Consider the following 24,102-nt stretch of genomic DNA (forward strand, 5'->3'; position numbering starts at 1 on the left):
GTACCAATCGACTTATTCCGGCAAGAACATCAACACCATCGGGAAAAAGAACAGTGATTTCCAGGCTGCCACGTTCAACAGCAATTCACAGCCGCTGTATGTGATCGTGGATACCGAAGGAAAGGTGCTGCTACCTCCCACTGGGGCAAACTACGATGTGGATGCCTACAAAGCATATCTTCAACAAGGGATCGCCCTTTTCAACGACAAATAAGATACAATCAATCTATAACATGAAAACGATAAAAAATATTGCGGTCTTAACTTCCGGCGGCGACGCTCCAGGGATGAACGCCGCCATTCGAGCGGTAGTAAGAGCGGGTATATACAATGGGCTTCATGTCTTTGGAGTGCGCCGAGGATATGATGGGCTTGTACAGGGGGATATATTCGCAATGGATGCGAAATCTGTAGCGAATATTATTCAACGGGGTGGCACCGTGTTAAAAACGGCGCGAAGTGACGAGTTTCGGACGTACGAAGGTCGCAAACAAGCGTTTGAGAACATCACGAGACTGCATATTGACGCACTCGTAGTTATTGGAGGCGACGGCACTTTTACTGGTGCATCCAAATTTATTGAAGAATTCGATATCCCAATAATTGGTATCCCGGGCACTATTGATAACGACCTAGCGGGAACGGATTTTACAATTGGTTACGATACCGCAATAAATACCGTTGTTGACGCTGTCGACAAGATTCGGGACACGGCAGAGTCGCACGACAGGCTATTTGTTGTCGAAGTAATGGGGCGCGACTCGGGTTTAATTGCTTTACGATCTGGGATCAGTACGGGTGCCGAAGCGGTGCTCATCCCCGAGTTGCAGGTCGACTACGACGCCATCATGAAGCGTTTGGATAAAACAAGAAAGAACAAATCGTCTCGTATCATCATTGTAGCAGAGGGAGATAAAGAAGGTGGCCTGGTGGTGGCAGAACGCATACAAGAAAATTTCCCACATTATGATGTCCGACTTTCTATCTTGGGGCATATTCAACGGGGCGGAAAGCCGACCTGCATGGACCGGGTTTTGGCAAGCCGGCTAGGTGTTGCATCTGTGGAAGCTTTAATCGAAGGCCGACGTGGCGAAATGGCCGGACTTATCTGCGGACAAGTTCAGTTCACACCATTCAGCAAAGCGATCAAACATATTGACAAGATAAACGAAAACCTAACAAGAATCGTGGAAATCCTTTCTTTGTAAAAGGTGACTATAAGAAAAACGGTTACCCAAATAAGGTAACCGTTTTTCTATTTTATCTAAAATCCTATGCCATTTTTTCAGGACAAGAGATCGGAGATTTACTTTAAAACTTCTTGCAACTTCTCCTCCAATGCAGGTCCGCGAAGGTTGGAACCGATAATTTTTCCTGCGGGATCAATCAAGTAATTTTGTGGTATACCGCGTATAGCATATAACTCAACTACCGGAGACTGCCAGAATTGCAAATCCGATACCTGCGTCCATTGACCGAGTTTGTCATCTGCAATAGCTTTCATCCAATCTTCTTTCTTTCCAGGTCGATCGAGCGAAACGCCTAGCACAGTAAAATTTTTGTCTTTGAATTGGTTAAACGCTGCTACCACATTGGGGTTTTCCTGACGGCAAGGTCCACACCAGCTTGCCCAAAAATCAATTAACACATATTTACCGCGCAACGAGGATAAAGCAACATCCTTACCCGTGGTATCGGGAAGCGTAAAATCTGGCGCCATGGCACCTACAGCGAGTTTTTCCATTGATGCGATTTTCTCACCCAAACGTTTACCTAATGATGTGCTCTTTACGTTGGCGGATAGACCTTCAAAAGTTGGCTTAACAAAAGAGGTGACATTCTCGGGAGAGGCCAATTCATCCAAAATGGTTAAAGCGACATAGCTATTCGGATTGGCCTTTACAAATTCTTGATTTAATGCCTCTTGTCTTTCGTAAATAACAGCAGCTTTTTCTTGTAAACCTTGAATAAATGCCTCATCTTGCTTTTTCTCGTCTGGCGCTGCTTCGTACTCGGCATTTAAAGCCGCAAATCCTTGCTCAACTTCTTGGATAGCCCCTTTATACCGCGCGAAATCATCGTTGATGACATTTCCTTTGGCGACGGCCGATTCGAAATCACCTCCCTCGAAATGGATCACACCTTTCGAAAGATAGACCGTGTTCATCGGCGGACGTTCACCACTCGCTCGTAGCTGCGACATGGATTTCCCATCCGCAGATAAGAACAATCGCGCTTGGGTAGGCTCGGCGACTGTACCTTGATATTTGAATGCTCCATTGGTAAAAACGGCCGAATCAATCGTACCCTGCCCATTATCTTGGTATTGGATAAAAACCTTCGCCCCGTTCGGTGTGTTTCCAATTTTCCCGTTCAGGGTAAACTCCTCTTGCGCAAACAATAGCGCAGGAAACAAACCTACAGACATTAACATGCTCTTTTTCATATATATGTTTATTTAATATTTCTTTATTTGAAACCGCTTATTACGCTGTTACCACCGGCCGCTGGCACCGCCCCCACCAAAGCCGCCACCGCCAAATCCTCCAAAACCACCGCCGCTACCGCCGCTACCGCCGCCAAAACCACCACCGAAGCCTCCTCCTCCTCCTCCGCCTTTCCCAAGGCTACTTAACAATGACCACCAAAAAAGATCAGACGACCCTCTACCCGTGAGCACGCGCCCTCCTCTATTGCCTCCACCTCCGCCATTTTTGGAAATCACAGATATAATCACAACGATAATGATAATGATGACCAATACCGGAACACCTCCTCCATCTTTGGTTCGGCGATCTGCTTTTGGATTGGCCTTATATTCACCTTTGGTGTAAGCTATCAGCGCATCCGTCGCTTTATCAAGACCAGCATAATAATCTCCTTGACGGAAAGAAGGTCTGATTTCATTCTGTATGATGCGATGTGCTATAATATCTGGCACTGATCCTTCTACGCCATAGCCGGTTTGTATAGTGACTGTACGATCATCTAAAGCCGCAAGCAGCAGTAGACCATTGTTATTCGCTTTACTCCCTATACCCCACTTTTTAGCAAGTCTGACGCCATAATCAGCTACATCGTAGGCACCGGTAGAACGCACTAAAGCCACAGCTATCTGTGTAGAAGTTGTATCTTCAAATGCTAAAAGCTTGCGTTCCAAGGCTTGTACTTCTGCCGAACTAAGCGTACCCGTATAATCATTAACCAATCGATTTGGGGTCGCCGGAAATTCTTGCGCTTGAGCAAAAAAGAACGTTGTCAGCCACAGAAGTGCTAACGAAATGATATTTTTTTGGCCTTTAAAAAGACCAGTCGTTATTTGCATGAACCCTTAGTTTTTTCCAAAATGAATTTCGTCCGGAAGTTCGTTTATGTCATCCACTCCGCGGGGGTAGAAACGCTTCAATTGCTCTGCGGTGTGGTGTATGCCCGCGACCAATCCTTCCACCAGCTCCCCTTTTCTAAAGAACGAAGCCATCTGTTCTTTCGTATCGTCCCAAAAATTGGCATCTACCCGACGGCTAATGCCTTCATCGCCAATGATGGCAAATTCATGGTCTTCTGTCGCAAGATAAATTAACACCCCATTTTTTAGACGGGTCTTGTGCATATCCAATTTCCGAAAATAGCCGAGGGCTGCATCGACGACGGATTTGGCAGCAACTTTGCGATCCACTACGAGACGTATCTCTCCCGATGTTTGTCCTTCGGCAACGCTAATTGCTTGCACAATCTTATCTTGATCCGTTGTTGAAAATATTTCCATTGTTAGCAGTAAAAAAATGAATACAAACGCGTATAGCACCGTGAGCCACACATCTTAACAAAAGTGTCCGTTAAAAAGACACGCTTGGCGCTTTATCGGATCCTTCGGCTGCCTTAAATGTGCCTTTTGCCTTAAATCCGAACATGCTAGCCATAATATTATTCGGAAAGCTGCGAACGGTGGTATTGTAATCCTGAACGGCATCGTTATATGCTTTTCGCTCTACGGAAATACGATTTTCGGTACCTTCCAACTGCACTTGCAATTCTTGAAAGTTCGCATTGGCCTTTAGATCGGGATAGGCTTCTACACTTACCAGCAAGCGACCTATGGATTGGGACAGCGCATCTTGCGTTTGTTGAAAGTTTGCTATAGCCTCGTCTGAAAGGTTGGATGGATCGACATTCACAGAGGTCGCTTTTGCGCGCGCCTCTACGACAGCAGTCAGCGTTCCTTCCTCATGCTGTGCTGCTCCCTTAACAGTAGCCACCAAGTTAGGGATAAGATCAGCCCGGCGTTGATACGCATTTTCCACTTGAGCCCATTTCCCTTTCACATTTTCATCCTTGGAAACCATAGTGTTGTATCCACAAGAACTAAAAGAAAGGGCGGTAAACAGCCCAGCTAAAACAACTAGTAATCTTTTCATGTGTAAAGTTTTAATCTATTTTCTATAAAAATAATAAAAATGTTTAACAGTAGAAAGGACTAATCAAAGCCTATACCAAGCTTTCAAAAAAGATACACTTTGACAGACTTTGTGTAACTTTGCACATCCCGGGATAAAAACCCGGCCATATTGTATGCAGAAAGAAATTGAAATCGCTGTAGCACCCGAATTTATTCATGATATCGATTACCTGATCGAAGTGGGAAGCACGCGACTAAAGGTTGCTAAGGAACGTATTAAAGGCCATCACATCCGCAAACGATCGATTGACGCGCGTAGTCGCCAAGTGTTATACCGGTTACGTATTGTTTACTTTATCGACGAGCGTGACACCCCCAACATTCTTTCTACCACGATTAAAAAGGTAGATAATGCCCCTCCTGTGATTATCATAGGCGCGGGTCCGGCGGGGCTATTTGCTGCATACCGTAGCCTCGAGCGAGGTTTCAAGCCAATTGTCATCGAACGGGGGAAATCTGTTCAGGACAGAAGGCGAGATCTTGCACGGATCAACCGCGAAGGCCTGATCAATCCGGAGTCTAATTATTGCTTTGGCGAGGGTGGGGCAGGCACTTATTCAGATGGCAAATTATACACACGATCCAACAAGCGAGGCGACGTGCAAAAGGTCTTACAGATTTTTGTGCAACACGGTGCCACGGAAGACATCCTCGTTGATGCACGCCCGCATATCGGCACCAATAAACTACCGCATATTATCGAGGACATGCGAAACAGCATCCTGGAAAATGGCGGCGAGTTTAGATTTGACACGCGTGTGGATGATATCATCGAGTCGTTTGGACAGATACGCGGTGTGCGTACAGCTAGCGGGGGCATCATTACGGCAAACCACGTTATTGTGGCAACCGGCCACTCCGCACGCGATATATTTACGCTGTTTCAGCAGAAAGGCTGGCTGATTGAAGCTAAACCTTTCGCCTTAGGTGTACGCATTGAACACCCGCAGGCAATCATCGACCAAGCACAGTATCATACTGCTGTACGGCATGAAAACCTTCCTCCAGCCTATTATAGCCTAGTAGAGCAGGTAAATGGACGTGGGGTGTTTTCTTTCTGCATGTGCCCCGGAGGAATTATAGCCCCCTGTGCTACCGCTTCGGAAGAAGTGGTGGTTAATGGCTGGTCGCCTTCCAAGCGCAACAACCCACAGGCCAATTCTGGCACGGTTATTCAAATCAACATCGATGACGTTCCTGCAGCGGCAGCAGATCCACTCGCGCTTTTGGCTTTCCAAAAAGACATCGAACGGAAAGCCTATCAAGCAGGTGGTGGGAACCTTATTGCACCTGCCCAGCGCATGGTTGATTTCGTCGAAAGCCGTGTGTCGAACGATTTGCCCGAAAACTCATACAAGCCTGGCACCCGGAGTACGGACCTGAATGAGATTTTGCCCACCTTTGTTCATCAAGCATTGCGCGGAGCGCTGCCGCTTTTTGGAAAAAAAATGAAGGGGTATTACACAAATGAAGCCATACTGGTTGGGGTTGAATCGAGAACATCCTCCCCTATACGTATCCCTCGCGACAAGTTTAGCTTGCAGCACCCGGAAGTTGCGGGCCTGTATCCTTGCGGCGAAGGTGCGGGTTACGCGGGCGGTATTGTCTCAGCAGCGATCGACGGCATGAACTGCATCGATGCAATTCACATGTAGTGGACAATTGACATTCCTAAGTAGGGACAAGGACCTTAAACATATGGCTCATTGCACTACGAAAGAATTTCAAAAAAATATTGACAGATATTGCCCAAATGATTAACTTTGTACCACAATCAGCGAAAGTAGCTCAGTTGGTAGAGCACAACCTTGCCAAGGTTGGGGTCGCGAGTTCGAATCTCGTCTTTCGCTCCAAAAAAGCGCTCAATTATCGGAGAGCAATGAAAAAACCCCTTACTAGATAAGGGTTACAAAAAAAGGAGTGGGAAACAACGGTTTTCTACTCCTTTTTTTATTGTATATTAAACTACGCTTTAACGGAGATCAGCGATCACCCTATATCATCTCAAGTCCGAATCTTTACAAAATTCTGCCAGATCCTTTTTAGTTTTACGCAAGCTTTACTGTGCTGCTTGACCGAAAAGAGCAAAGATAAACTATAAACAGAAAAGGACAACCTTTCGAGTTGTCCTTTGTGGAGGCTACTGGATTCGAACCAGTGACCCTCTGCTTGTAAGGCAGATGCTCTGAACCAGCTGAGCTAAGCCTCCTTTATTATTCTGTGGAGAATACTGGGTTCGAACCAGTGACCCTCTGCTTGTAAGGCAGATGCTCTGAACCAGCTGAGCTAATTCTCCAAGCCTTTCGCTTATTGCGTGTGCAAATATAGGCGTAAAATCCGATATGCAAAACTATTTTTCAACTTTTTCCATCTACCATTAGCAATTATCTTACTTTCAGGCACATAATTTCATCTCTTAATCGTAGAATTTCCATGAAATTCCGAACCTGAAATTAGCATCGTTCATAGGGTAGCGTCTTACCGTGTAATATCCTTTTGGATAAACAAGTTGGTTGAAGAAATTGTAGGACACAAAGAGATTTACCCGATCGATGTTACCGGTGAACCAAAGGTCTCCAATTGGATAGGTAGAATAGTTGATGCCGACATTGTCATTATAAAACTGGCCGGCATTGATGGCGTAGGACGGAGATCGAAATGGCGTATTGAATCGTACATCCATGCCTAGTCTGAAATCCATCACATTGTAAAGCTTGTTGTTGTAGTAAAAGCTATGCCATGTGTAAAATTCGGGTGTGGCAAGTATATCTGGGGCATCCGTTTTTTGATACACCACCATATTGTCCAGATGGAAACGTCCTAGCCGGAAATTTTGACCAACCGAAACCTTTAACAAATTTAGATTCCCGGATTGATCTGGCGTAATCTGACGAAGCAAAAGTTCATCATTATCCGGATTATCGACTTCCCTGAAGTAGAGAAAATTGTCCATCAAAAAGTATTCAGCTTTTCCTGAAAATCCGATTTTTTTATTCTCGTAGGCGAATGAAAGATTTTGTGTTTTTGTTTTTGCGAAACTATTGCTCCATTGATGGTAGGTGTAATTCATCCTATCGAAAACCATCTCAGGCGATTTGTTCTGCGAATATGCGCCTAAATGAATAATCCCTGCGTTTTCGCTTACATATATATCCGCATTGGCTTCGTACAGGAAATCGCCGGCCTGCTGACCGACAACAATTTGGTTTACTGCCGCTCGCACATCCACGCGATCACTAAATTTGTAGCCCAACCGGCCTTTCACCATACTGTTTTGATAGAAATCTGATGTAAGGCTATCGCGATACCAAATCAAATCATTCTGAAAGGCCAAATCCAGCTTTGCTTCATTTTTGAAGACCCCTTTCCCCCGCAGATAAAAGCTGTAAGTAAACTCATTAGATATGGTGGTAACTGCTGTGGTATCATTAACAAGTTCAACATCACCGATAGGAAATGCACCACGCAAATCTGCTTCGTTTTTAAAAAAAATAAATTTACGCTGCCGTATCGATGAGTTGTGCGCGACCGTGTTGGTTGGATGTATTTCCATTTCGGGCGTGCCCGCATGAACGGTGTCCAAACGACCTAAGAAATAGGATTGACGAATAAACATGCCATTATCACGCCACCTATTATAGGGTCGAGTTGCATTTTGGCCCCTAAGTCTTGTTTCGTAACCCATATTGGCGGTGCTAGTGGTATCTTTAAAGACGTCTCCCCCGACAATGTTCTCATCAACAACGGACCCGTTTTCAGCTGCGTCCAAGTTATTAAACGTGCCATTTACCAATAGATTATAGCGCTTGTCTTTTGATTCATACCAACTAAAGACCGCGGCTTTTCGGTCGCTATAGTCTTGGTTGCGGTAATAGCCGTCCGTATTTGTGGCATGGTATTCCGCACCAATGTTCCACTGTGGTGTTATATTTTGTGCCAAACGAGCGCGGAAAACCTGATCATCGAAAAAGAAGCCCACGGCATATAGCTCCGAGTATCTCGCCCGAGCCCTGAAATATTGTATAGAATCGGGGTGTAGCAGGTATCGTTCCAGTGCATGGAATCCAGCCTGAAAACCGATGCTTTTGTTCGGATTGAATAGGAGATCACGAGTTGCTAGGCCATATGAGCCCAAATTTATGGATGGGTTCCAAGGTAGATTCTGTTTGTTGTAATACTGAAAGTTCACGTGTGAGGTATCGATCTGCACGGTACGTGTCGCCTGTTTCATCATCGCCAGCGTTGTATAGCGCACATACTTCGCAGTGAAGACCACGGAGTCCTTCTTATTGTCTTCTTTCGCACGTGCGGAATCCAGCGCGCTGCTGAATTCCTCTTCCACCTGCGCAGAAAGCCGTGATATCCCGGCCAAGGTTAACACACATAAAAAGAGAAACTGCTTGACGTATCTGTTCATGAATTACCTGCTCATCTTAAAACTATGCCAAAAATAAGGCTAAAATTCCCATTTACTGCAATGCGATCAATTCTTTTAAAATCTTTGTCATTTTTGGTTCTACAGCGGCGGCAACCTCAACAATTTCTTTTAGTGACACGGGCTTCAGGTCAGCATGAAAACCTTCATCTGTGATGACAGAAATGGCAAAGACCGGCAATCCCATGTGGTTGGCTACAATAACCTCTGGAACCGTGCTCATCCCAACGATATCGCCTCCAATAATACGCATGTACCGATACTCTGCACGTGTCTCCAAATTTGGCCCCGGTGCCGACACGTATACAACTTTATGTGCCCTTATTTTATGCTCATCCGCAATATCTAATGCTTGATGGATCATCTGCTTATTGTATGGCTGGCTCATATCCGGAAAACGCGGACCCAGATCGTCATCATTTGGCCCTCTCAACGGATTATCAGGTAGCAGGTTTATATGATCGTCGATGATCCCTATATCGCCCTTGAGCACGCTCGGGTTTAAGGAACCGGAAGCGTTGGATACAAATAGCTTTTGAATGCCCAAAAACTTCATGACGCGTATTGGGAACGTAATCTCCTGCATATTGTAGCCTTCATAAAAGTGTAGACGGCCCTGCATCGCCACCACATTTCTTCCACCAAGCTTACCAAAAATCAACTTCCCTGTATGGAATTCCACCGTCGAGATCGGGAAATTAGGAATATTGGCATACATCAACTGGTACTCAATCTCTATTTCACTGACCAATTTTCCCAAACCGGTACCTAGGATGATTCCAAATTCCGGTGTAAAATCGCCTATTTTACGACGAATAGCGCTAACTGTCTCTGTGATTAAATGATACATGGGTTGATAGATCTGTCTACTCAAACTTAGTTTATTTTTTCTTCTCACACAAGCCGGCGAAACCATCTAGCCGCCTGTTTAACAAAGATTAACCGAAAAACCAATTATTCTTCACGCAAGGGCGTTCTTCACCGAAATAAAAAAACGCTCAGGCAGCCTGAACGTTTTTCTTATTCATGATGAAAAAATCGATTACTTCTTTTCTAAACCTGCTGCAACCAACTCTTCCACATATGTCCTAACATTTTCGTTAGAGAAACGGGAAGTAACATCGAACGCGAAGGCATGCACCAACAGGATCCGAGCAGACTCTTCACCAATACCGCGGGCACGAAGATAAAACAATGCTTCATCATCAAACTGTCCCATGGTGCATCCATGCGAACACTTGACGTCGTCGGCGAAAATCTCCAGTTGCGGCTTGGTAAATACCGTAGACTTATCTCCGATTAGCATATTATTGTTTTGTTGAAAGGCATTCGTTTTCTGCGCATCTTCCCTTACGAAAATCTTCCCGTTAAAAACAGCCGTCGATTCATCTTGTGGAATATTTTTGTACCATTCATACGATTCGCAATGCGGCCTCATATGGTCTACAATAGTATGATTGTCGACAAATTGTCGCCCTGAAGTTAGGTTTATCCCATAGAGGTGAGATTCCACTTGTTCGGCATCCAAACGAACATTGATGTTGTGCCGAACGAAAGAAGCACCCGGCAAATTGCAGTTATAATTATTGTACAAACTATGCTGCATTTGGTAAATTTCTGTATGATGCAGGTAATTACTCGCAGCTTCAGAAACCTGCAGATAATAATGCTGCATTTTCGCCTGCTCGTTCAGCACAATTTCGGTAACCTTATTGTTTAGGTTGTTGGCCGTTCCTTCGAGCGTAATGAACGATTCAACAATTTCCACTTCTGCATTTTGCTCTAATACGATCAGGTTTCGAGTTTGTGCAAAGAAAGAGGCTTCGCTACTCGCTACATGCACAATATGAATGGGCTTTTGAACGACTTTATTTTTTGCAACCGATATGTATACCCCCGCTGTCTGCAGCGCTGTATTCAATTGCACGAAAACATTATCAGATTTATCGGCGTGCTGGGCATAATGTTTCTGAAAATTAGGCTCCGTATGGGCGTCCTCTATGGGCTTTACAACCAAGCCAATTTCATCTTCCAAACTTGAAAAAGCCAACACATATTGTCCGTTTACCAACACGACGCGGTGAGCATCCAAGCCAGGAATATCTGCTTTGCTCAAGTCAATGTCATCAATGGATACATCCGTATTGAGTACATAGTTTTTATTCGTTAAGCTATGTATGTTGGTGTATTTCCATTCTTCATTCTTAACGGTTGGAAAGCCCTCCTTTTCAAAACGAGCGAATGCTGTTTGGCGCATAGCGGTCAAGCTTGCAGGTTCGGGAATTGTTTCTAACGCATTAAATGAAGTAATGACCTGTTGATATAATGATGCTGCAACTGTTGTACTCATGTTATTTTTTATCACTCCGCTGCTTAAATTATCCATAGATAAATCCAATTATGCGGTTTGTGTATCATATTCTTTTAACCAATCGTAACCTTTTTCTTCCAACTCCAAGGCTAATTCTTTTGGGCCCGTTTTGACGATGCGACCATTGTAAAGAACGTGCACAAAGTCTGGAACAATATAATCCAATAGACGTTGGTAATGCGTGATGACAACGAACGCATTGTCGTTTGACCGGAGCTGATTGACACCGCTAGCCACGATACGTAGCGCATCAATATCCAACCCAGAGTCGGTCTCATCCAAAATGGCCAACTTCGGATTCAGCATCGCAAGCTGAAAGATTTCGTTACGTTTTTTCTCACCACCGGAAAAGCCTTCGTTCAACGAACGGTTTGCCAAGTTTGCGGAAAATTCCACAAGCTTTTGCTTCTCTTTCACCGTTTGCAAGAATTCTTTAGCTTCCATAGGAGGCAAGCCTTTATACGCGCGAATATCGTTGACTGCTGTCTTTAAAAAGTTAATATTGGATACACCAGGTATTTCAACGGGATACTGGAAAGCCAAAAACAAGCCCTCGCGCGCACGGTCTTCAGGTGCCAAATCCAATAGATCAACACCGTCTAAGAAGGCCGTACCGTTGGTCACTTCATAAGAATCCCGTCCTGCCAATACATTACCTAAGGTACTCTTTCCTGCCCCATTCGGCCCCATAATCGCGTGCACCTCGCCAGCTTTAACCTCTAAGTTTAATCCTTTTAATATTTGTTTGTCTTCTACAGACGCGTGTAAATTCTTAATTGATAACATGTTATTCCGTATTGCTTACTAACGTGCCAGCGTTCTAGGCTGCACCCGTCAACTATTTATATTTTATCCTACTGAACCTTCTAGGGAGATCGCCAACAGCTTTTGAGCCTCCACGGCGAATTCCATTGGTAGTTGGTTCAGCACCTCTTTTGCGTATCCGTTCACAATGAGCCCAACCGCTTTTTCTGAATCAATACCACGCTGATTGAGGTAAAACACCTGATCCTCACCGATTTTTGATGTCGTCGCTTCGTGTTCCAGCTTCGCCGTCCTGTTCTTGTTTTCAATATAGGGGAAAGTATGTGCTCCGCAGCGATCTCCAATCAACAAAGAATCACATTGGGTAAAGTTTCTAGCGCGATCAGCATGAGGACCAATCTTCACCAATCCGCGGTAGCTGTTGTGGCTAAAGCCTGCTGATATTCCCTTCGAAACGATTTTTGATCGCGTGTTCTTCCCCAAATGAATCATCTTCGTTCCTGTATCGGCAACCTGCTTATTCCGGGTCATAGCAACTGAATAGAATTCGCCCACGGAATTATCACCTTTCAGGATTACGCCCGGATATTTCCATGTAATGGCAGAGCCTGTCTCGACCTGTGTCCATGAAATCTTCGCATTGTCGCCTTTGCAGATACCTCGTTTTGTCACAAAGTTATAGATACCGCCCTTTCCATCTTTATCTCCCGGATACCAGTTTTGAACGGTGGAGTATTTAATCTCCGCATCGCGTTCCGCTATTAATTCAACGACAGCAGCGTGCAGTTGGTTTTCGTCACGCATGGGTGCTGTACATCCCTCTAAGTAAGAGACATATGCTCCTTCATCTGCCACGATAAGTGTGCGTTCAAATTGTCCAGTATTTTGCGCATTGATACGGAAATACGTGGACAACTCCATCGGGCAACGCACCCCTTTCGGAATGTAGACAAAAGAACCATCGGAGAAAACGGCAGAATTCAAGGCCGCGTAAATGTTATCCGTCTGCGGGACAACGGTTCCCAAATGTTTCTTTACAAGTTCTGGATATTCTTGTACCGCTTCACCAAAGGAACAAAAAATCACACCTTGTTCTTTCAGCTTTTCCCGAAAAGTGGTTTTTACAGACACCGAATCAAACACAGCGTCCACAGCAACTACACCCGCTAAAATTTTTTGTTCGTCCAAAGGTATACCCAACTTCTCGAATGTCGCCAACAATTCCGGATCCACTTCATCCATACTTTCCAATAGCTCTTTTGCTTTTGGAGCTGCATAATAAGACAAATCCTGGAAATCGACTTCCGGATTCTCGAAGTTTTGCCAAGTTGGCATCTTCATGGTAAGAAAATGGCGGAAAGCTTTCAAACGCCATTCCAACAACCATTCCGGTTCGTTCTTCTTGGCGGAAATCAAGCGGATAGTATCCTCATTAAGCCCTTTAGGGGCGATTTCCATTTCTATATCGGTTGTAAAACCATATTTATATTCTTCGAGCTCTAGCTCTTTCAGTAATTCGTCGTCTTTGGTACTCATTTCTCTTCCCCTTTAATTTATCGGCGATTCCTACCTCATTTTGGACAACAAAGATACAATTTAATAAGCAATTAACCTTATCACGACGCGCGGTAAGATGGGTATATTTGGCAAAAAAAATGACAAAACTCATTTTCAACCATTTTAACGCTGTGTACGATAAAGGTTTTTTTACATTTACATGATTGCAAATAGGCTAAATTGATAACACATGTCATCTTGTATGATTTTTACCTATAAGTTTATCGAAGACACAAGCCTTTATATTCGAAATAAAATTCCGTATGTTTACTGATTGTAAAATATTATATTCACTTCTAGCGAATAAAAATGCCCTATCAACCCGACAAAACAGATCTAAAGATCCTGAAACTACTACAGGAAAATGGCAGAATAACAAACTTGCAGCTGGCCTCCAGTATCGGTTTGTCTCCTGCTCCAACCCTAGAACGGGTGCGTAAGTTGGAGAATTCCGGCTTTATAAAAAGCTATCATGCGTTTGTGGATGAAGAAAAACTGGGTCTTGGCATCAAATCCTTCATACAGATTTCCTTGGATTTCCATACCCACAACGCCATACCCGAGTTTGTCGAAGCGGTAAAATCTATTCCAGAAGTAACAGAATGCCATCACGTGACGGGCAATTGCGATTTTATCCTGAAGGTTTATGTGAAAGATATCAAGGCCTACGAAGCCGTTATTATGGAAAAGATATCAAAGATTCCGTTTGTTAAGACGTTCCAGACGATGATGATCATGTCCACCAGTAAAAAGGAACCTATCGTTCCATTAGCATATTAAAATCAGCGATCGATGCAATCAAACGATGTAGCTTACGATGACTTGGCGCTGATACTTACTTGGCCGGATGCGACCATTCGAGGTGACGAGAAATGGATGATGTTTTTCAAAAAGATCGGATTTGTCAAAAACTTAAACTTTAAAGTAGGGCACACAGGCATTGTTATCATCAAGCGCGGAACCGGTGAGATGTTGTTTTATGACTTTGGACGCTACATAGCTCCACGTGGCTATGGGCGGGCAAGATCTAAATTTTCGGATCCGAGGCTAGAAATAAAATTCAAGGCAAAATTCGACAAAGATGGCATTAGCAACCTCACCGATCTTGTTTCCCAACTTGATCTGTTGAAGCAAGCCATGTATGGAGAGGGGATTCTCTACTTTTCCATCGCGCGGGGTATAAACTTCGAACAGGCCAAAGCCTATGGTGACGACTGTGTGCATCAAGGCACGTATCCTTATGGGGCCGTGGCAAAAAACAACAACAATTGTTCCCGTTTCATTACGCGTATGTTGATGCGATCATCGAAAGTATATAGCTGGAATCACAGCATCAACTTCCCCGAAACCATCAAAGCTAGCCCCATCAGCAATGTGGTCAATGCGGTACCGGACCGGATGATCTATGCCTTCACAGCCGATGATGGACTTCGACATTTTAAAATGAACCGCTGGCAATCGTTCGGTTTTCTGTTACGAAAACTGCGCGATAACATCAATAGAAAAAAAGCGGCTTTTCTGCCGAACGACTTGATTATTGGGTACATGGACTTTGCCTCTAAGCCCATTTCCGTACCCCTTGATGCACAATATTTAGGCGGCGTAGGCGACGGAGCTTGGTTTTCCGTCCAACCCACTGCCGATGAAAAGGTGCTTATCCAAAGATTTACCTCCAAAGGCGAGTTGGAATATGTCGTTTTAGGTGAGCCAATGGAGCCCGTAGATCTTGAATCCTCCTTCGAGATTACTTACGATAGCCACCTACTGTTTACGCATATACGGCAACAGGGAAGAAAAATTAGAATTAACCATGTGCAGAGACTCTCGCTAGAGAGCTACCAGTATAAAGGTCTCAAAGAGCGTTACGCTTAGCCCAATAGCCAATTTATAGGAGCCTTGCCGACCGAAGTGAGATAGGAATTGGCTTTGGAAAAATGTTTGCATCCAAAAAATCCTCTATAAACGGACAAAGGCGATGGATGGACGGATTTAAGGACCAAATGCCGGTTACTATCAATCAATATCGATTTCTTTTGCGCATAGCTGCCCCAAAGGATAAACACGACATGGTCACAACGCTGCGAAATCGCCTCAATAATTTGATCGGTAAATGTTTCCCAACCTCTTTTTTGATGAGACGCTGCTTGATGGGCGCGAACGGTCAAGGTGGCGTTCAACAACAATACACCCTGCTTGGCCCACGCTGTGAGATCGCCGGCAACAGGAGCCGTAAACCCAGGGATATCTGACTCCAGCTCAGCAAAGATATTTTTTAAGGATGGGGGCAGCGGCACTCCCTGCGGCACCGAGAAGGACAAACCATGTGCCTGTCCATCGTTATGGTAAGGATCTTGCCCAAGAATAACCACCTTAATGCCATCAAACGGCGTAAGTTTGAAGGCGTTGAACACCAAGTGCGCTGGAGGGAATATTTTTGTTGCCTTGCGCTCTTGCTGGACGAACAACGACAAATCCCGCATGAAATCTTGTTTTAAGAGCGGTTTCAATACAGGTTCCCAACTCGGATGATAACGTTCTGACATAACACAAATGTACAATTTTACAATTTTATCCGACGAACAAGTTGTATAAGCTCTAAAATAACCGGATATTTGTGGCGATATTCATTACTAAAGAAAAATTATCTATGTCAAATATCGTTCGCATTATTCTCGCCAGCCTGCTACTTATTGGAACGGTGGTTCTTTTCTGGTTTGGACACTGGGGGTTTGGTATCCTGGGAATTGTTTTCAGTATACTTGCTTGGGTAACCGTTTTCTTTAATGAAAACATGCTTTTGGCCCAATGGTTTTTGCGCAAGGAAAATATGCCGAAAGCTGAGCGCTGGTTAAAGAACATCAGAAATTACGAGAAACAGTTGGTATCGGCACAGCATGGCTATTACCACATGTTACTCGGCATCATGGAGTCACAGCGCGCCCCGTTACAGTCGGAAAAATTCTTCAAAAAAGCACTTTCTTTAGGATTGCATATGGATCACAATGTCGCTTTGGCTAAATTAAGCCTAGCCGGTGTCGCCATGGCCAAACGGAACAAACGGGAGGCAGAAAAATTGTTGGCTGAAGCGAAGAAGGCCGATAAAAACAAACTGTTGGCCGATCAAATAAAGATGATGAAAGACCAGATGTCTATGATGGATAAGCAGCAGTTCCGCTATTCCAGATAAAATATAAATGCGCCAAAGAAGTCCTGTATTTTACAGGACACCGACACACATCCACGCGGGAGGTTCGCTTACAAGTCGATCTCCTGTGTGATAAACTTCCCTTCTTCCGCGCTATCCTCAAAGACCAATAATAACTTTTTGGGTTTTTCCTTTTTCCAATTTGCATATTTTATGGTCAGTGGCACCGGAACATCCTCTTCGAATAAATAGTGTAGGTAATTTTGTTTATCCTCCATATGGATTAAAACCCTGCCCATTTTCAAGCTGGCAAATACATGCTGTTTTCCATCCATATCCATCACCTGCGTCGCAAATGTATTGAGTTTAAATTCCCTTTGATCAAGATGGTAGGAAATCAAAAACAGATCAATCGTTAAGGTATCATTATCCGAATCGATATGCACGGATTTTATATCGACCTGTATGTTATCCAACACATTGCCCGATTCCGCCTGCTGTGCTCGCACGAAACTGTTTGACACAGATAGGAAAGATAAACAAAGAAGCAAAATTCTCCTCATGACTATGACCTTAACCGATCCGCAGATTTAATCAATTTATTATCTTTCCGTATGCCGCTAATGGCCATCCCGAGAAAAATGACCGCTACGGGCAACAAAAAGAATCCCACACCGACATTTCCGGCCTGCAACCGCTGAGAAATTGCTCCCAGTATCGAATTTGCGGAAACAAACATCCAAATGCCCAGTAGCGCAATCAGCACAATTTCTATCCCGATGAAGATCAGTTGTTTCTTTCTATTTTTATAAAAGAAGACAATGACCAATGGGAAAAGAGCCGTTAGTGCGGCCATCAGGGCCTGAGGAATAGCAGCGCTTTCGCGACTCATCTCGTTATTGACCGAAGAGTAGACACCGGTCACAAATATCTGTTTGCCTAGCCCCACCAAGTCAATGAAACTGACGTAAGGAAAAATAAACAATCCTAGCAATGTTATGGTTGCGGCCAATAGCCACAGCGTTTGGATACGTTGAATCATAGTTTAACTTTAAACAGAATAACAAATATACTATAAACAATAATATAACCAATTTGATTGCCCATATACACAATAAAATTTTGTTGGAAACCGCTAGAAGGTATATTTTGGGTAATGAAATTGTTAGATTCTATTTTATGCCAAACAGCTTAACACACTTTTAGCTACCTTTGCACGGTGGAAAATCTCATGCAACGCTTTTTTATGGAGGTCTCGTACGACGGTTCGTTGTACCATGGCTGGCAGGTGCAAAAAAATGCGGTTTCCGTCCAGCAGCGCATCAATGAGGCCTTAGCCAAAATTCTACGGACGACGGTAGAAACTATCGGCGCCGGTCGTACAGATACCGGGGTGCACGCCAAACAGCTGTATGTACATTTTGATATCAAAGCGGGTCTAATCCCCGATGAAGATCGGTTTTTGCATGCTATAAATTCCCTGTTGCCATCAGACATCGCTGCGCTTCGGTTGGTGGAAGTACACCAGGATGCACATGCTCGTTTCGATGCCGTAGAACGTTCGTATGCATATCATATTCATTTTCGTAAAGATCCATTTCTGATCCGTAGATCCTGGCAGCTGCGCGACTATCCAGATGTGGCGAGAATGAACGAGGCTGCACATTACCTTCTGGGTACACAAGACTTTGGTTGCTTTTCCAAAAGTAATACCCAGGTTTTTACCAATATTTGTACGGTGAAACGTGCAGAGTGGGTGGAAAACGAGGAAGGATTGGTTTTCCATATTACGGCAGACCGCTTTCTGCGTAACATGGTGCGAGCAATTGTTGGCACCTTATTGGACATCGGACAGAAAAGGAAAGAGCCGTTATCTATGGTAGCGGTGATCCAAAGCAAAGACCGGGCACAAGCAGGCACTTCCGTACCTGCACATGGGCTTTATTTAACAAGAGTTGTTTATCCTTATATGCAATAGAATCTTGAACGAACAAAAAATTTCAGGTAAAACCTATGACAGCAAGTTGCTGAAACGCATGGCTTTTTACATGCGCCCCTATCAGGGTATATTTTGGGCATCTGTGATTTTGACGATCCTACTGGCCGCTGTGGCTCCAGCACTTCCGATGCTTATCGAATACACCTTGGACAATTATATCCTGAAACCCGATGCTGCCGGACTGACCCACATGCTTATTGCGATGTTGGCACTATTGATCTGCCAAACTATTATCCGCTACTACCATACCTTGGCAACCAACGTGCTGGGCCAAAATGTCATCCGTGATATTCGCATACAGGTATTCAATCACATCACGAATCTCCGTTTGAAATATTTCGACAATACGCCTCTAGGCAAACTCATCACACGCACCATTTCAGACTTGGAAACGATATCAAATATCTTTTCGCAAGGCTTGATACAGATCATCGGCGATTTGCTGCAATTGGTGGTTATTTTGGGGGTCATGTTTTATACAGATTGGACCCTGACCCTGATTGTGCTAGTGCCTATGCCTTTAATGGTATGGGCAACCTATATCTTTAAGGAATCCATGAAATCAGCTTTTGTTGATGTGCGTACCTGGGTCTCCAACCTGAATACTTTTCTACAAGAACATATTAGTGGTATGGCGATTATCCAATATTTCTCGCGCGAACGCCAAGAAATGCGAAAATTTGACCATATAAACCAAAAACACCGGGATGCCCATATTCGCGCGAACTGGTATTTTTCAATTTTCTTCCCTGTACTGGAAATTATCTTAGCCATTGCCACCGGCCTGTTGGTATGGTATGGATCAAAACAAATTCTCGCTAACGCAATATCTCCAGGTGTTGTCGTTGCCTTTCTGATGTACATCAACATGATCTTTAGACCCATTCGGGAATTGATTGATAAGTTCAATACCTTGCAAATGGGTATGGTATCTGCTGAACGCATTTTTGAGGTGTTGGATACAAAAGCGTTTACACCGAACGAGGGCACTTACCGTCCATCACAGATAGCAGGGCGTATTGAATTTCAACACGTTTGGTTCGCTTATAATAACGAGAAATGGGTGCTTAAGGATGTAAATTTCACCGTCAAACCGGGGGAAACGCTAGCTTTGGTCGGCGCAACGGGTGCTGGAAAGTCATCTACAATCAATATCTTGAGCCGCTTTTACGAAATCCAAAAAGGCCATATACTACTGGATGGTAAGGATGTTCGCACCTATGAACTCGGCTATCTCCGGAAGCATATTGCGACCGTCCTGCAAGATGTTTTCCTGTTTGCCGACACCATCTTTCATAACATCACCTTGCACAATCCTTCCATTACCTTGGAAGAGGTGGTGGAGGCGGCAAAGAAAGTAGGTGCTTACGATTTCATCATGCGTTTGCCAGGGGGATTCGATTACCAAGTACAAGAGCGTGGCGCTACCCTGTCTTCTGGGCAGGCTCAGCTTATATCGTTTATCCGTGCATTGGTGCATGATCCCACGATCTTGATTCTGGACGAAGCGACCTCCTCCATCGATACAGAAACGGAACTCTTGATCCAAACGGCGATAGATAACATGATGCAGGGACGTACCGCTATCGTCATAGCCCACCGTCTGTCTACCATTCAGAAGGCTGATAAGATTATTGTTTTTGATAAAGGGGAGATCAAGGAAATAGGAACGCATAGTGAGCTTCTGGCAATTGACGGCTACTACAAAAGGTTATATGATCTTCAGTTTAATTCGTTGAGTATATAGAAAAGTAATGGAGCAGATTGCATGGTAGAACACCATGCCGTTCTGCGCCATGCGTTTCAACTTGTGCCTAGTTAACCTATAGCCATTAACCAACTGCCACAGGTCACTAGGGCTTGATATCGTTAATTCGGGTGCATCATTTCGTGAATTTGGCGCATGTAGAATCCTTCATTCATGGATTTCGTGAAATCCATCCATTCGTCATGTGTGAACGTAAAAACGATCTCCCGTACCGGCGTGTTTAAAACTACCCTTGCCACACCATCTGGAAAACGAAAATATTCCTCAACCCCCATTTTCTCCTTGATGGCCTCCCAAAAGCATCGATATTGATGGGTGTCAAACGTCAAAAGAAAAGTTTGATGCCAGATGTAGCAATTTTTACAGTGTTTACAGTAGCTCACCGTTGTTGTTCCGTTTGTACTCAACATAGTGGATTGACACATATTTATTTTTATTTAAACCAAATATAAATAAGAATAATGGGTTTGCAAATTTTAATAAAAAAAAGGCCACATATTTTATGTAGCCTTTCATCTTTTTATAGATTATTTTAATTTAATCCACGTTTTTTCATCAAAAATTCTGGATCAGGATCTTTGCCACGAAAGGTTCTGTACATTTGAGCCGGGTTACCCGTACCACCCTTTTCCAAAATATTCCGCCTAAACGAAGCCGCTGTCCCAGCATCGTACAATGACTTTTCTTTAAATGCTGCAAAAGCATCGGCATCTAACACCTCTGACCAGATATAGGCATAATATCCTGCAGAATATCCTCCAGAGAAAATATGTTTGAAATAAGTACTTCTGTATCGTGGAATAATTGCATCCATCAATCCTATTTTTTGCATTGATGTTGCTTCGAAAGCATTTACATCATCAGGAATTGGTTTGCTAGCCGCGTGGTAATCCAAATCCAATAGCGATGCCGCCACATATTCTACGGTTGCAAAACCTTGATCGAACGTACCCGCTCTCTCCATTTTTGCAATTAGGGAGTCTGGAATTGCTTCTTTGGTTTTATAATGTTTTGCATATGATTTTAGCACTTCGGGATCTGCTGCCCAATTTTCCATGATTTGCGAAGGAAGTTCGACAAAATCACGCGGTACAGCGGTTCCAGCCAAGCTTCTGTAGCGCACATTGGACAGTAGTCCATGCAATGCGTGACCAAACTCATGAAACAAAGTCGTCGCTTCATCAAAAGTCAGCAACGCGGGTTCATCGCCAACAGGTTTGGTAAAATTACAAACAATAGAGATCACAGGAGCGATGCGCTTACCATTTTTTGTATACTGTGCACGGTATGATGTCATCCAAGCTCCACTATTTTTTGATTTGCGGGGGAAAAAGTCGGCATAGAGCAAACCCAAGTGTGATCCATCCCTATCTTTTACCTCATAAACCTCGACTTCGGGGTGATAAGTGGGCACATTGTTCAAAGCAATAAATGTTAAGCCATAAAGGTTATTGGCTGTTGCAAATGCTCCCTCCCGCACAGCTGGCAGGCTAAAATAAGGTTTTATCTGCGCTTCGTCCAATGCGAATCTCTCCATGCGGATCTTCTCCTGATAGTAGCGCCAATCATACGGTGCCACCGCAAACGTATCTTTATCTGCAACAATTTGCTTTTGAATATCAGCAGCTTCTTCCTTGGCCTTCTTCAAAGCTGGTGTCCATATCTTGTTCAGCAAGGCATACACATTCGCTGGGCTTTCTGCCATAGACTCTTCCAAAACATAGGCCGCATGAGACGCATAACCCAACAGCTTTGCCCTTTCGAGACGAAGATTGGCTATCTTTACCAGAACGCTTTTGTTATCGTGATCATTGCCGTTATTCCCCTGTTGCTGATAGGCTTCCCAAATCTGTTTGCGGAGCAATCGATTATCCGCGTATTGGAGGAACGGCATAACGGACGGGTTCTGTAGGGTAAATACCCACTTCCCTTCTTTTCCCCTCGCTTTGGCTTCGTCAGCTGCCGCGGCTTTCAGCCCTGCGGGCAAGCCCGCTAAATCGGCTTCCTTATCCACAACAAGTTCGAACGCGTTGTTCTCTGCCAACGCATTCTGCCCAAATTGTACCGCTAGCACCGAAAGCTCCGTATTGATTTCTTTTAACTTCTCTTTCTGCTTCACGGGAAGGTTTGCGCCTGCACGAACAAAATTCTTGAACGTTTCTTCCAGCAGCATGCCATCCTCCGCATCCAGACCAAGTGTACCTTTCTTTTCATAAACGCTTTTTACACGGGCAAAAAGCTTCTCGTTCAAAAATATTTCGTCTCTATGCGCAGAGAGTACAGGAGCGATTTCCTTGTCGATGGCCTGCAGGGAGTCATTGGTGTTTGCCCCGCTAACGTTACGAAAGACCGTATTTACGCTGTTTAATAATGTGCCAGCATCTTCCAAGGCAACGATCGTATTTTTAAAATCAGGTTCTTCCGAATTGTTAACAATGGAGTCTATTTCGAGCTTATGTTGGGCTAAAGCTGCGTGAAAGGCCGGCCGGAAGTGCTCATCTTTTATCTTATCAAAAGGAGGAACCTCGAACGGCGTATCATAATGGAGGAGTAACGGATTGTCAGTTTGTGGGGTTTTATCTTGATCTTGACAGCCCACTACAACCGCTGCCACAACCAAACAAAGGGGTAAGAATCTTTTTTTACTCATTACATCTAATTAAATTCCAGACAAAGATAAGGAATAGCTGTTGGTAAACATAAAACTTAGAGAGATTCCAATTTTGGGCATCAATTGACGTTTGTAACAGCCATAAAAGAAAGCTTGGCGTTATTTTTGAAAAGGGTGTTCTGTAAACTTGCTTAACAGGGATACATATAACGCATTAAAATTAAATAATATGATTGGAATAGTAGGAGGTGTCGGCCCACTTGCTGGACTGGACATCGTGCGAAAAGTGATTGACGAAACCATAGCGAACACCGATCGGGATCAGCTGCCGATTTTGCTTCATTCGCATCCGCATCGTATCAGTAATCCCACAGACTATTTGTTGGGAAAAGAAGCGCATAATCCTGCTTATGCTATCGTGGAAATTATCTCGGAATTGGAAAATGCTGGCGCAACTGTCGTAGCGATACCTTCGCATACGGCGCATGCAAAACGCGTCTTTGAGGTAATAGAACAAGAACTTGAACGCAAGAACAGTGCGGTAAAACTGGTACACCTAATCGAAGAGACCGCTTTGTTTATCAAGAGAAAATATGGCCATACCCGAGTTGGGATACTTGCAGGGACGGATTTAAAAAATAATGGTCTGTATCACCATATTTTGGCGAGCCATCATCTCGAAGTGATAGAACCTGATGAAGAGCTACAAGATAAAATACACACAGCTATCCACGACAGCACATATGGTATCCGTGCTGTATCTTCTCCCGTTAGCAATAGGGCGCGCAGCGAAATCATTGAGTCAATTGCAGCATTGAAAGAAAAAGGGGCGCAGTCCATTATTTTGGGAGATTCGTCCCTCCCAGACGCCATACCGGAAAAAGAAAGCGATGGCTTGCCTATCATCGACCCGATACGCATCCTGGCACGCGCCTTGGTGTCGGCATTGGCGCCATCGAAGCTGCAAGACGACGTGGCTAGTTCCCGATTGTAAG

General features: G+C 44.1%; 22 protein-coding genes, 3 tRNA genes and 1 pseudogene. 10 read left to right on the forward strand and 16 right to left on the reverse strand.

Going from position 1 to position 24,102, the window contains the following annotated elements:
- Both IE165_RS04165 and pfkA read left to right on the forward strand, forming a co-directional pair.
- Nucleotides 1–214, forward strand: a pseudogene (locus IE165_RS04165) (hypothetical protein); the annotation flags it as partial.
- Nucleotides 215–233: 19 nt separating this feature from the next.
- Entirely contained in the window at nucleotides 234–1,208 is a 975-nt protein-coding gene (gene pfkA / locus IE165_RS04170) for a 6-phosphofructokinase (RefSeq protein ID WP_189625353.1), read from the forward strand.
- A gap of 98 nt (nucleotides 1,209–1,306) precedes the next feature.
- Here pfkA and IE165_RS04175 read toward each other — a convergent pair whose 3' ends face one another.
- From IE165_RS04175 to IE165_RS04190, 4 genes are all read right to left on the reverse strand, one after another.
- Nucleotides 1,307–2,446, reverse strand: a complete 1,140-nt coding sequence (locus IE165_RS04175; RefSeq protein WP_189625354.1) for a TlpA disulfide reductase family protein — start codon at nucleotides 2,444–2,446, stop codon at nucleotides 1,307–1,309.
- 48 nt (nucleotides 2,447–2,494) lie between these two features.
- Nucleotides 2,495–3,325, reverse strand: coding sequence for a TPM domain-containing protein (locus IE165_RS04180; protein ID WP_189625355.1), 831 nt, complete (start codon nucleotides 3,323–3,325; stop codon nucleotides 2,495–2,497).
- 6 nt (nucleotides 3,326–3,331) lie between these two features.
- The gene (locus IE165_RS04185) at nucleotides 3,332–3,766 is read right to left on the reverse strand and encodes a TPM domain-containing protein (protein WP_189625356.1); all 435 of its coding nucleotides are present in this window, start codon (nucleotides 3,764–3,766) and stop codon (nucleotides 3,332–3,334) included.
- A gap of 70 nt (nucleotides 3,767–3,836) precedes the next feature.
- Nucleotides 3,837–4,415, reverse strand: a complete 579-nt coding sequence (locus IE165_RS04190; RefSeq protein WP_189625357.1) for a LemA family protein — start codon at nucleotides 4,413–4,415, stop codon at nucleotides 3,837–3,839.
- Nucleotides 4,416–4,569: 154 nt separating this feature from the next.
- On the opposite strand from IE165_RS04190, the gene IE165_RS04195 reads away from it, so the two are divergent.
- Nucleotides 4,570–6,111 carry an NAD(P)/FAD-dependent oxidoreductase gene (locus IE165_RS04195; protein ID WP_189625358.1) on the forward strand — a complete coding sequence of 514 codons (1,542 nt, stop codon included), beginning with the start codon at nucleotides 4,570–4,572 and terminating at the stop codon, nucleotides 6,109–6,111.
- 122 nt (nucleotides 6,112–6,233) lie between these two features.
- A tRNA-Gly gene (locus IE165_RS04200) sits at nucleotides 6,234–6,309 on the forward strand.
- Between the two features lie 281 nt (nucleotides 6,310–6,590).
- Here the strand turns inward: IE165_RS04200 and IE165_RS04205 are convergent.
- The 7 genes from IE165_RS04205 to sufB all read right to left on the reverse strand — a co-directional run bounded on the left by IE165_RS04205 (nucleotide 6,591) and on the right by sufB (nucleotide 13,563).
- Nucleotides 6,591–6,665, reverse strand: a tRNA-Val gene (locus IE165_RS04205).
- Between the two features lie 12 nt (nucleotides 6,666–6,677).
- Nucleotides 6,678–6,752, reverse strand: a tRNA-Val gene (locus IE165_RS04210).
- Between the two features lie 120 nt (nucleotides 6,753–6,872).
- Nucleotides 6,873–8,873 carry a putative porin gene (locus IE165_RS04215; protein WP_189625359.1) on the reverse strand — a complete coding sequence of 667 codons (2,001 nt, stop codon included), beginning with the start codon at nucleotides 8,871–8,873 and terminating at the stop codon, nucleotides 6,873–6,875.
- A 52-nt stretch (nucleotides 8,874–8,925) separates the two neighbouring features.
- Nucleotides 8,926–9,741, reverse strand: coding sequence for a purine-nucleoside phosphorylase (locus tag IE165_RS04220; protein WP_189625653.1), 816 nt, complete (start codon nucleotides 9,739–9,741; stop codon nucleotides 8,926–8,928).
- A gap of 192 nt (nucleotides 9,742–9,933) precedes the next feature.
- Nucleotides 9,934–11,241, reverse strand: coding sequence for a Fe-S cluster assembly protein SufD (sufD, locus tag IE165_RS04225; protein ID WP_229826342.1), 1,308 nt, complete (start codon nucleotides 11,239–11,241; stop codon nucleotides 9,934–9,936).
- A 48-nt stretch (nucleotides 11,242–11,289) separates the two neighbouring features.
- Entirely contained in the window at nucleotides 11,290–12,048 is a 759-nt protein-coding gene (sufC, locus tag IE165_RS04230; RefSeq protein WP_189625361.1) for a Fe-S cluster assembly ATPase SufC, read from the reverse strand.
- 63 nt (nucleotides 12,049–12,111) lie between these two features.
- Nucleotides 12,112–13,563: a Fe-S cluster assembly protein SufB gene (gene sufB / locus IE165_RS04235; RefSeq protein ID WP_189625362.1), complete on the reverse strand. Its 1,452-nt coding sequence runs from the start codon at nucleotides 13,561–13,563 to the stop codon at nucleotides 12,112–12,114.
- 330 nt (nucleotides 13,564–13,893) lie between these two features.
- Between sufB and IE165_RS04240 the strand changes: the two genes are divergently transcribed.
- Nucleotides 13,894–14,364 (forward strand): Lrp/AsnC family transcriptional regulator, encoded by a 471-nt coding sequence (locus IE165_RS04240; protein ID WP_189625363.1) that lies wholly within the window; start codon nucleotides 13,894–13,896, stop codon nucleotides 14,362–14,364.
- Nucleotides 14,365–14,376: 12 nt separating this feature from the next.
- A complete protein-coding gene (locus tag IE165_RS04245; protein WP_189625364.1) occupies nucleotides 14,377–15,456 on the forward strand; it encodes a DUF6695 family protein in 1,080 nt (359 codons plus the stop codon).
- Here the strand turns inward: IE165_RS04245 and ung are convergent.
- Complete coding sequence (gene ung / locus IE165_RS04250; RefSeq protein ID WP_189625365.1) at nucleotides 15,453–16,127, reverse strand: uracil-DNA glycosylase; 675 nt, start codon at nucleotides 16,125–16,127, stop codon at nucleotides 15,453–15,455. The genes IE165_RS04245 and ung overlap by 4 nt on opposite strands.
- A 104-nt stretch (nucleotides 16,128–16,231) precedes the next feature.
- Between ung and IE165_RS04255 the strand changes: the two genes are divergently transcribed.
- Nucleotides 16,232–16,771: a tetratricopeptide repeat protein gene (locus IE165_RS04255; RefSeq protein ID WP_189625366.1), complete on the forward strand. Its 540-nt coding sequence runs from the start codon at nucleotides 16,232–16,234 to the stop codon at nucleotides 16,769–16,771.
- A 68-nt stretch (nucleotides 16,772–16,839) separates the two neighbouring features.
- On the opposite strand, the gene IE165_RS04260 is transcribed toward IE165_RS04255, so the two are convergent.
- Nucleotides 16,840–17,292 (reverse strand): hypothetical protein, encoded by a 453-nt coding sequence (locus IE165_RS04260; RefSeq protein ID WP_189625367.1) that lies wholly within the window; start codon nucleotides 17,290–17,292, stop codon nucleotides 16,840–16,842.
- A 2-nt stretch (nucleotides 17,293–17,294) separates the two neighbouring features.
- Nucleotides 17,295–17,771, reverse strand: coding sequence for a DUF4293 domain-containing protein (locus tag IE165_RS04265; protein ID WP_189625368.1), 477 nt, complete (start codon nucleotides 17,769–17,771; stop codon nucleotides 17,295–17,297).
- 189 nt (nucleotides 17,772–17,960) lie between these two features.
- Between IE165_RS04265 and truA the strand changes: the two genes are divergently transcribed.
- Together truA and IE165_RS04275 are read left to right on the forward strand one after the other, a co-directional pair.
- A complete protein-coding gene (gene truA, locus IE165_RS04270; protein WP_189625369.1) occupies nucleotides 17,961–18,707 on the forward strand; it encodes a tRNA pseudouridine(38-40) synthase TruA in 747 nt (248 codons plus the stop codon).
- A 4-nt stretch (nucleotides 18,708–18,711) separates the two neighbouring features.
- The gene (locus IE165_RS04275; RefSeq protein WP_189625370.1) at nucleotides 18,712–20,475 is read left to right on the forward strand and encodes an ABC transporter ATP-binding protein; all 1,764 of its coding nucleotides are present in this window, start codon (nucleotides 18,712–18,714) and stop codon (nucleotides 20,473–20,475) included.
- Nucleotides 20,476–20,597: 122 nt separating this feature from the next.
- On the opposite strand, the gene IE165_RS04280 is transcribed toward IE165_RS04275, so the two are convergent.
- Together IE165_RS04280 and IE165_RS04285 are read right to left on the reverse strand one after the other, a co-directional pair.
- Complete coding sequence (locus IE165_RS04280; RefSeq protein ID WP_189625371.1) at nucleotides 20,598–20,906, reverse strand: hypothetical protein; 309 nt, start codon at nucleotides 20,904–20,906, stop codon at nucleotides 20,598–20,600.
- A gap of 122 nt (nucleotides 20,907–21,028) precedes the next feature.
- Nucleotides 21,029–23,146 carry a M3 family metallopeptidase gene (locus tag IE165_RS04285; protein WP_189625372.1) on the reverse strand — a complete coding sequence of 706 codons (2,118 nt, stop codon included), beginning with the start codon at nucleotides 23,144–23,146 and terminating at the stop codon, nucleotides 21,029–21,031.
- 190 nt (nucleotides 23,147–23,336) lie between these two features.
- Here IE165_RS04285 and IE165_RS04290 point away from each other — a divergent pair, with 190 nt between their 5' ends.
- The gene (locus tag IE165_RS04290) at nucleotides 23,337–24,101 is read left to right on the forward strand and encodes an aspartate/glutamate racemase family protein (protein ID WP_189625373.1); all 765 of its coding nucleotides are present in this window, start codon (nucleotides 23,337–23,339) and stop codon (nucleotides 24,099–24,101) included.
- Nucleotide 24,102 lies beyond the last annotated feature (1 nt).

It is taken from the genome of Sphingobacterium griseoflavum (assembly GCF_014653155.1).
GTDB lineage: Bacteria > Bacteroidota > Bacteroidia > Sphingobacteriales > Sphingobacteriaceae > Sphingobacterium > Sphingobacterium griseoflavum.

Bases quoted from the DNA above. Each gene is read 5' to 3' on its own strand.
- pfkA (WP_189625353.1), top strand. From the start codon at position 234: ATGAAAACGATAAAAAATATTGCGGTCTTAACTTCCGGCGGCGACGCT.
- IE165_RS04175 (WP_189625354.1), bottom strand. From the start codon at position 2,446: ATGAAAAAGAGCATGTTAATGTCTGTAGGTTTGTTTCCTGCGCTATTG.
- IE165_RS04180 (WP_189625355.1), bottom strand. From the start codon at position 3,325: ATGCAAATAACGACTGGTCTTTTTAAAGGCCAAAAAAATATCATTTCG.
- IE165_RS04185 (WP_189625356.1), bottom strand. From the start codon at position 3,766: ATGGAAATATTTTCAACAACGGATCAAGATAAGATTGTGCAAGCAATT.
- IE165_RS04190 (WP_189625357.1), bottom strand. From the start codon at position 4,415: ATGAAAAGATTACTAGTTGTTTTAGCTGGGCTGTTTACCGCCCTTTCT.
- IE165_RS04195 (WP_189625358.1), top strand. From the start codon at position 4,570: ATGCAGAAAGAAATTGAAATCGCTGTAGCACCCGAATTTATTCATGAT.
- IE165_RS04215 (WP_189625359.1), bottom strand. From the start codon at position 8,873: ATGAACAGATACGTCAAGCAGTTTCTCTTTTTATGTGTGTTAACCTTG.
- IE165_RS04220 (WP_189625653.1), bottom strand. From the start codon at position 9,741: ATGTATCATTTAATCACAGAGACAGTTAGCGCTATTCGTCGTAAAATA.
- sufD (WP_229826342.1), bottom strand. From the start codon at position 11,241: ATGAGTACAACAGTTGCAGCATCATTATATCAACAGGTCATTACTTCA.
- sufC (WP_189625361.1), bottom strand. From the start codon at position 12,048: ATGTTATCAATTAAGAATTTACACGCGTCTGTAGAAGACAAACAAATA.
- sufB (WP_189625362.1), bottom strand. From the start codon at position 13,563: ATGAGTACCAAAGACGACGAATTACTGAAAGAGCTAGAGCTCGAAGAA.
- IE165_RS04240 (WP_189625363.1), top strand. From the start codon at position 13,894: ATGCCCTATCAACCCGACAAAACAGATCTAAAGATCCTGAAACTACTA.
- IE165_RS04245 (WP_189625364.1), top strand. From the start codon at position 14,377: ATGCAATCAAACGATGTAGCTTACGATGACTTGGCGCTGATACTTACT.
- ung (WP_189625365.1), bottom strand. From the start codon at position 16,127: ATGTCAGAACGTTATCATCCGAGTTGGGAACCTGTATTGAAACCGCTC.
- IE165_RS04255 (WP_189625366.1), top strand. From the start codon at position 16,232: ATGTCAAATATCGTTCGCATTATTCTCGCCAGCCTGCTACTTATTGGA.
- IE165_RS04260 (WP_189625367.1), bottom strand. From the start codon at position 17,292: ATGAGGAGAATTTTGCTTCTTTGTTTATCTTTCCTATCTGTGTCAAAC.
- IE165_RS04265 (WP_189625368.1), bottom strand. From the start codon at position 17,771: ATGATTCAACGTATCCAAACGCTGTGGCTATTGGCCGCAACCATAACA.
- truA (WP_189625369.1), top strand. From the start codon at position 17,961: ATGCAACGCTTTTTTATGGAGGTCTCGTACGACGGTTCGTTGTACCAT.
- IE165_RS04280 (WP_189625371.1), bottom strand. From the start codon at position 20,906: ATGTTGAGTACAAACGGAACAACAACGGTGAGCTACTGTAAACACTGT.
- IE165_RS04285 (WP_189625372.1), bottom strand. From the start codon at position 23,146: ATGAGTAAAAAAAGATTCTTACCCCTTTGTTTGGTTGTGGCAGCGGTT.
- IE165_RS04290 (WP_189625373.1), top strand. From the start codon at position 23,337: ATGATTGGAATAGTAGGAGGTGTCGGCCCACTTGCTGGACTGGACATC.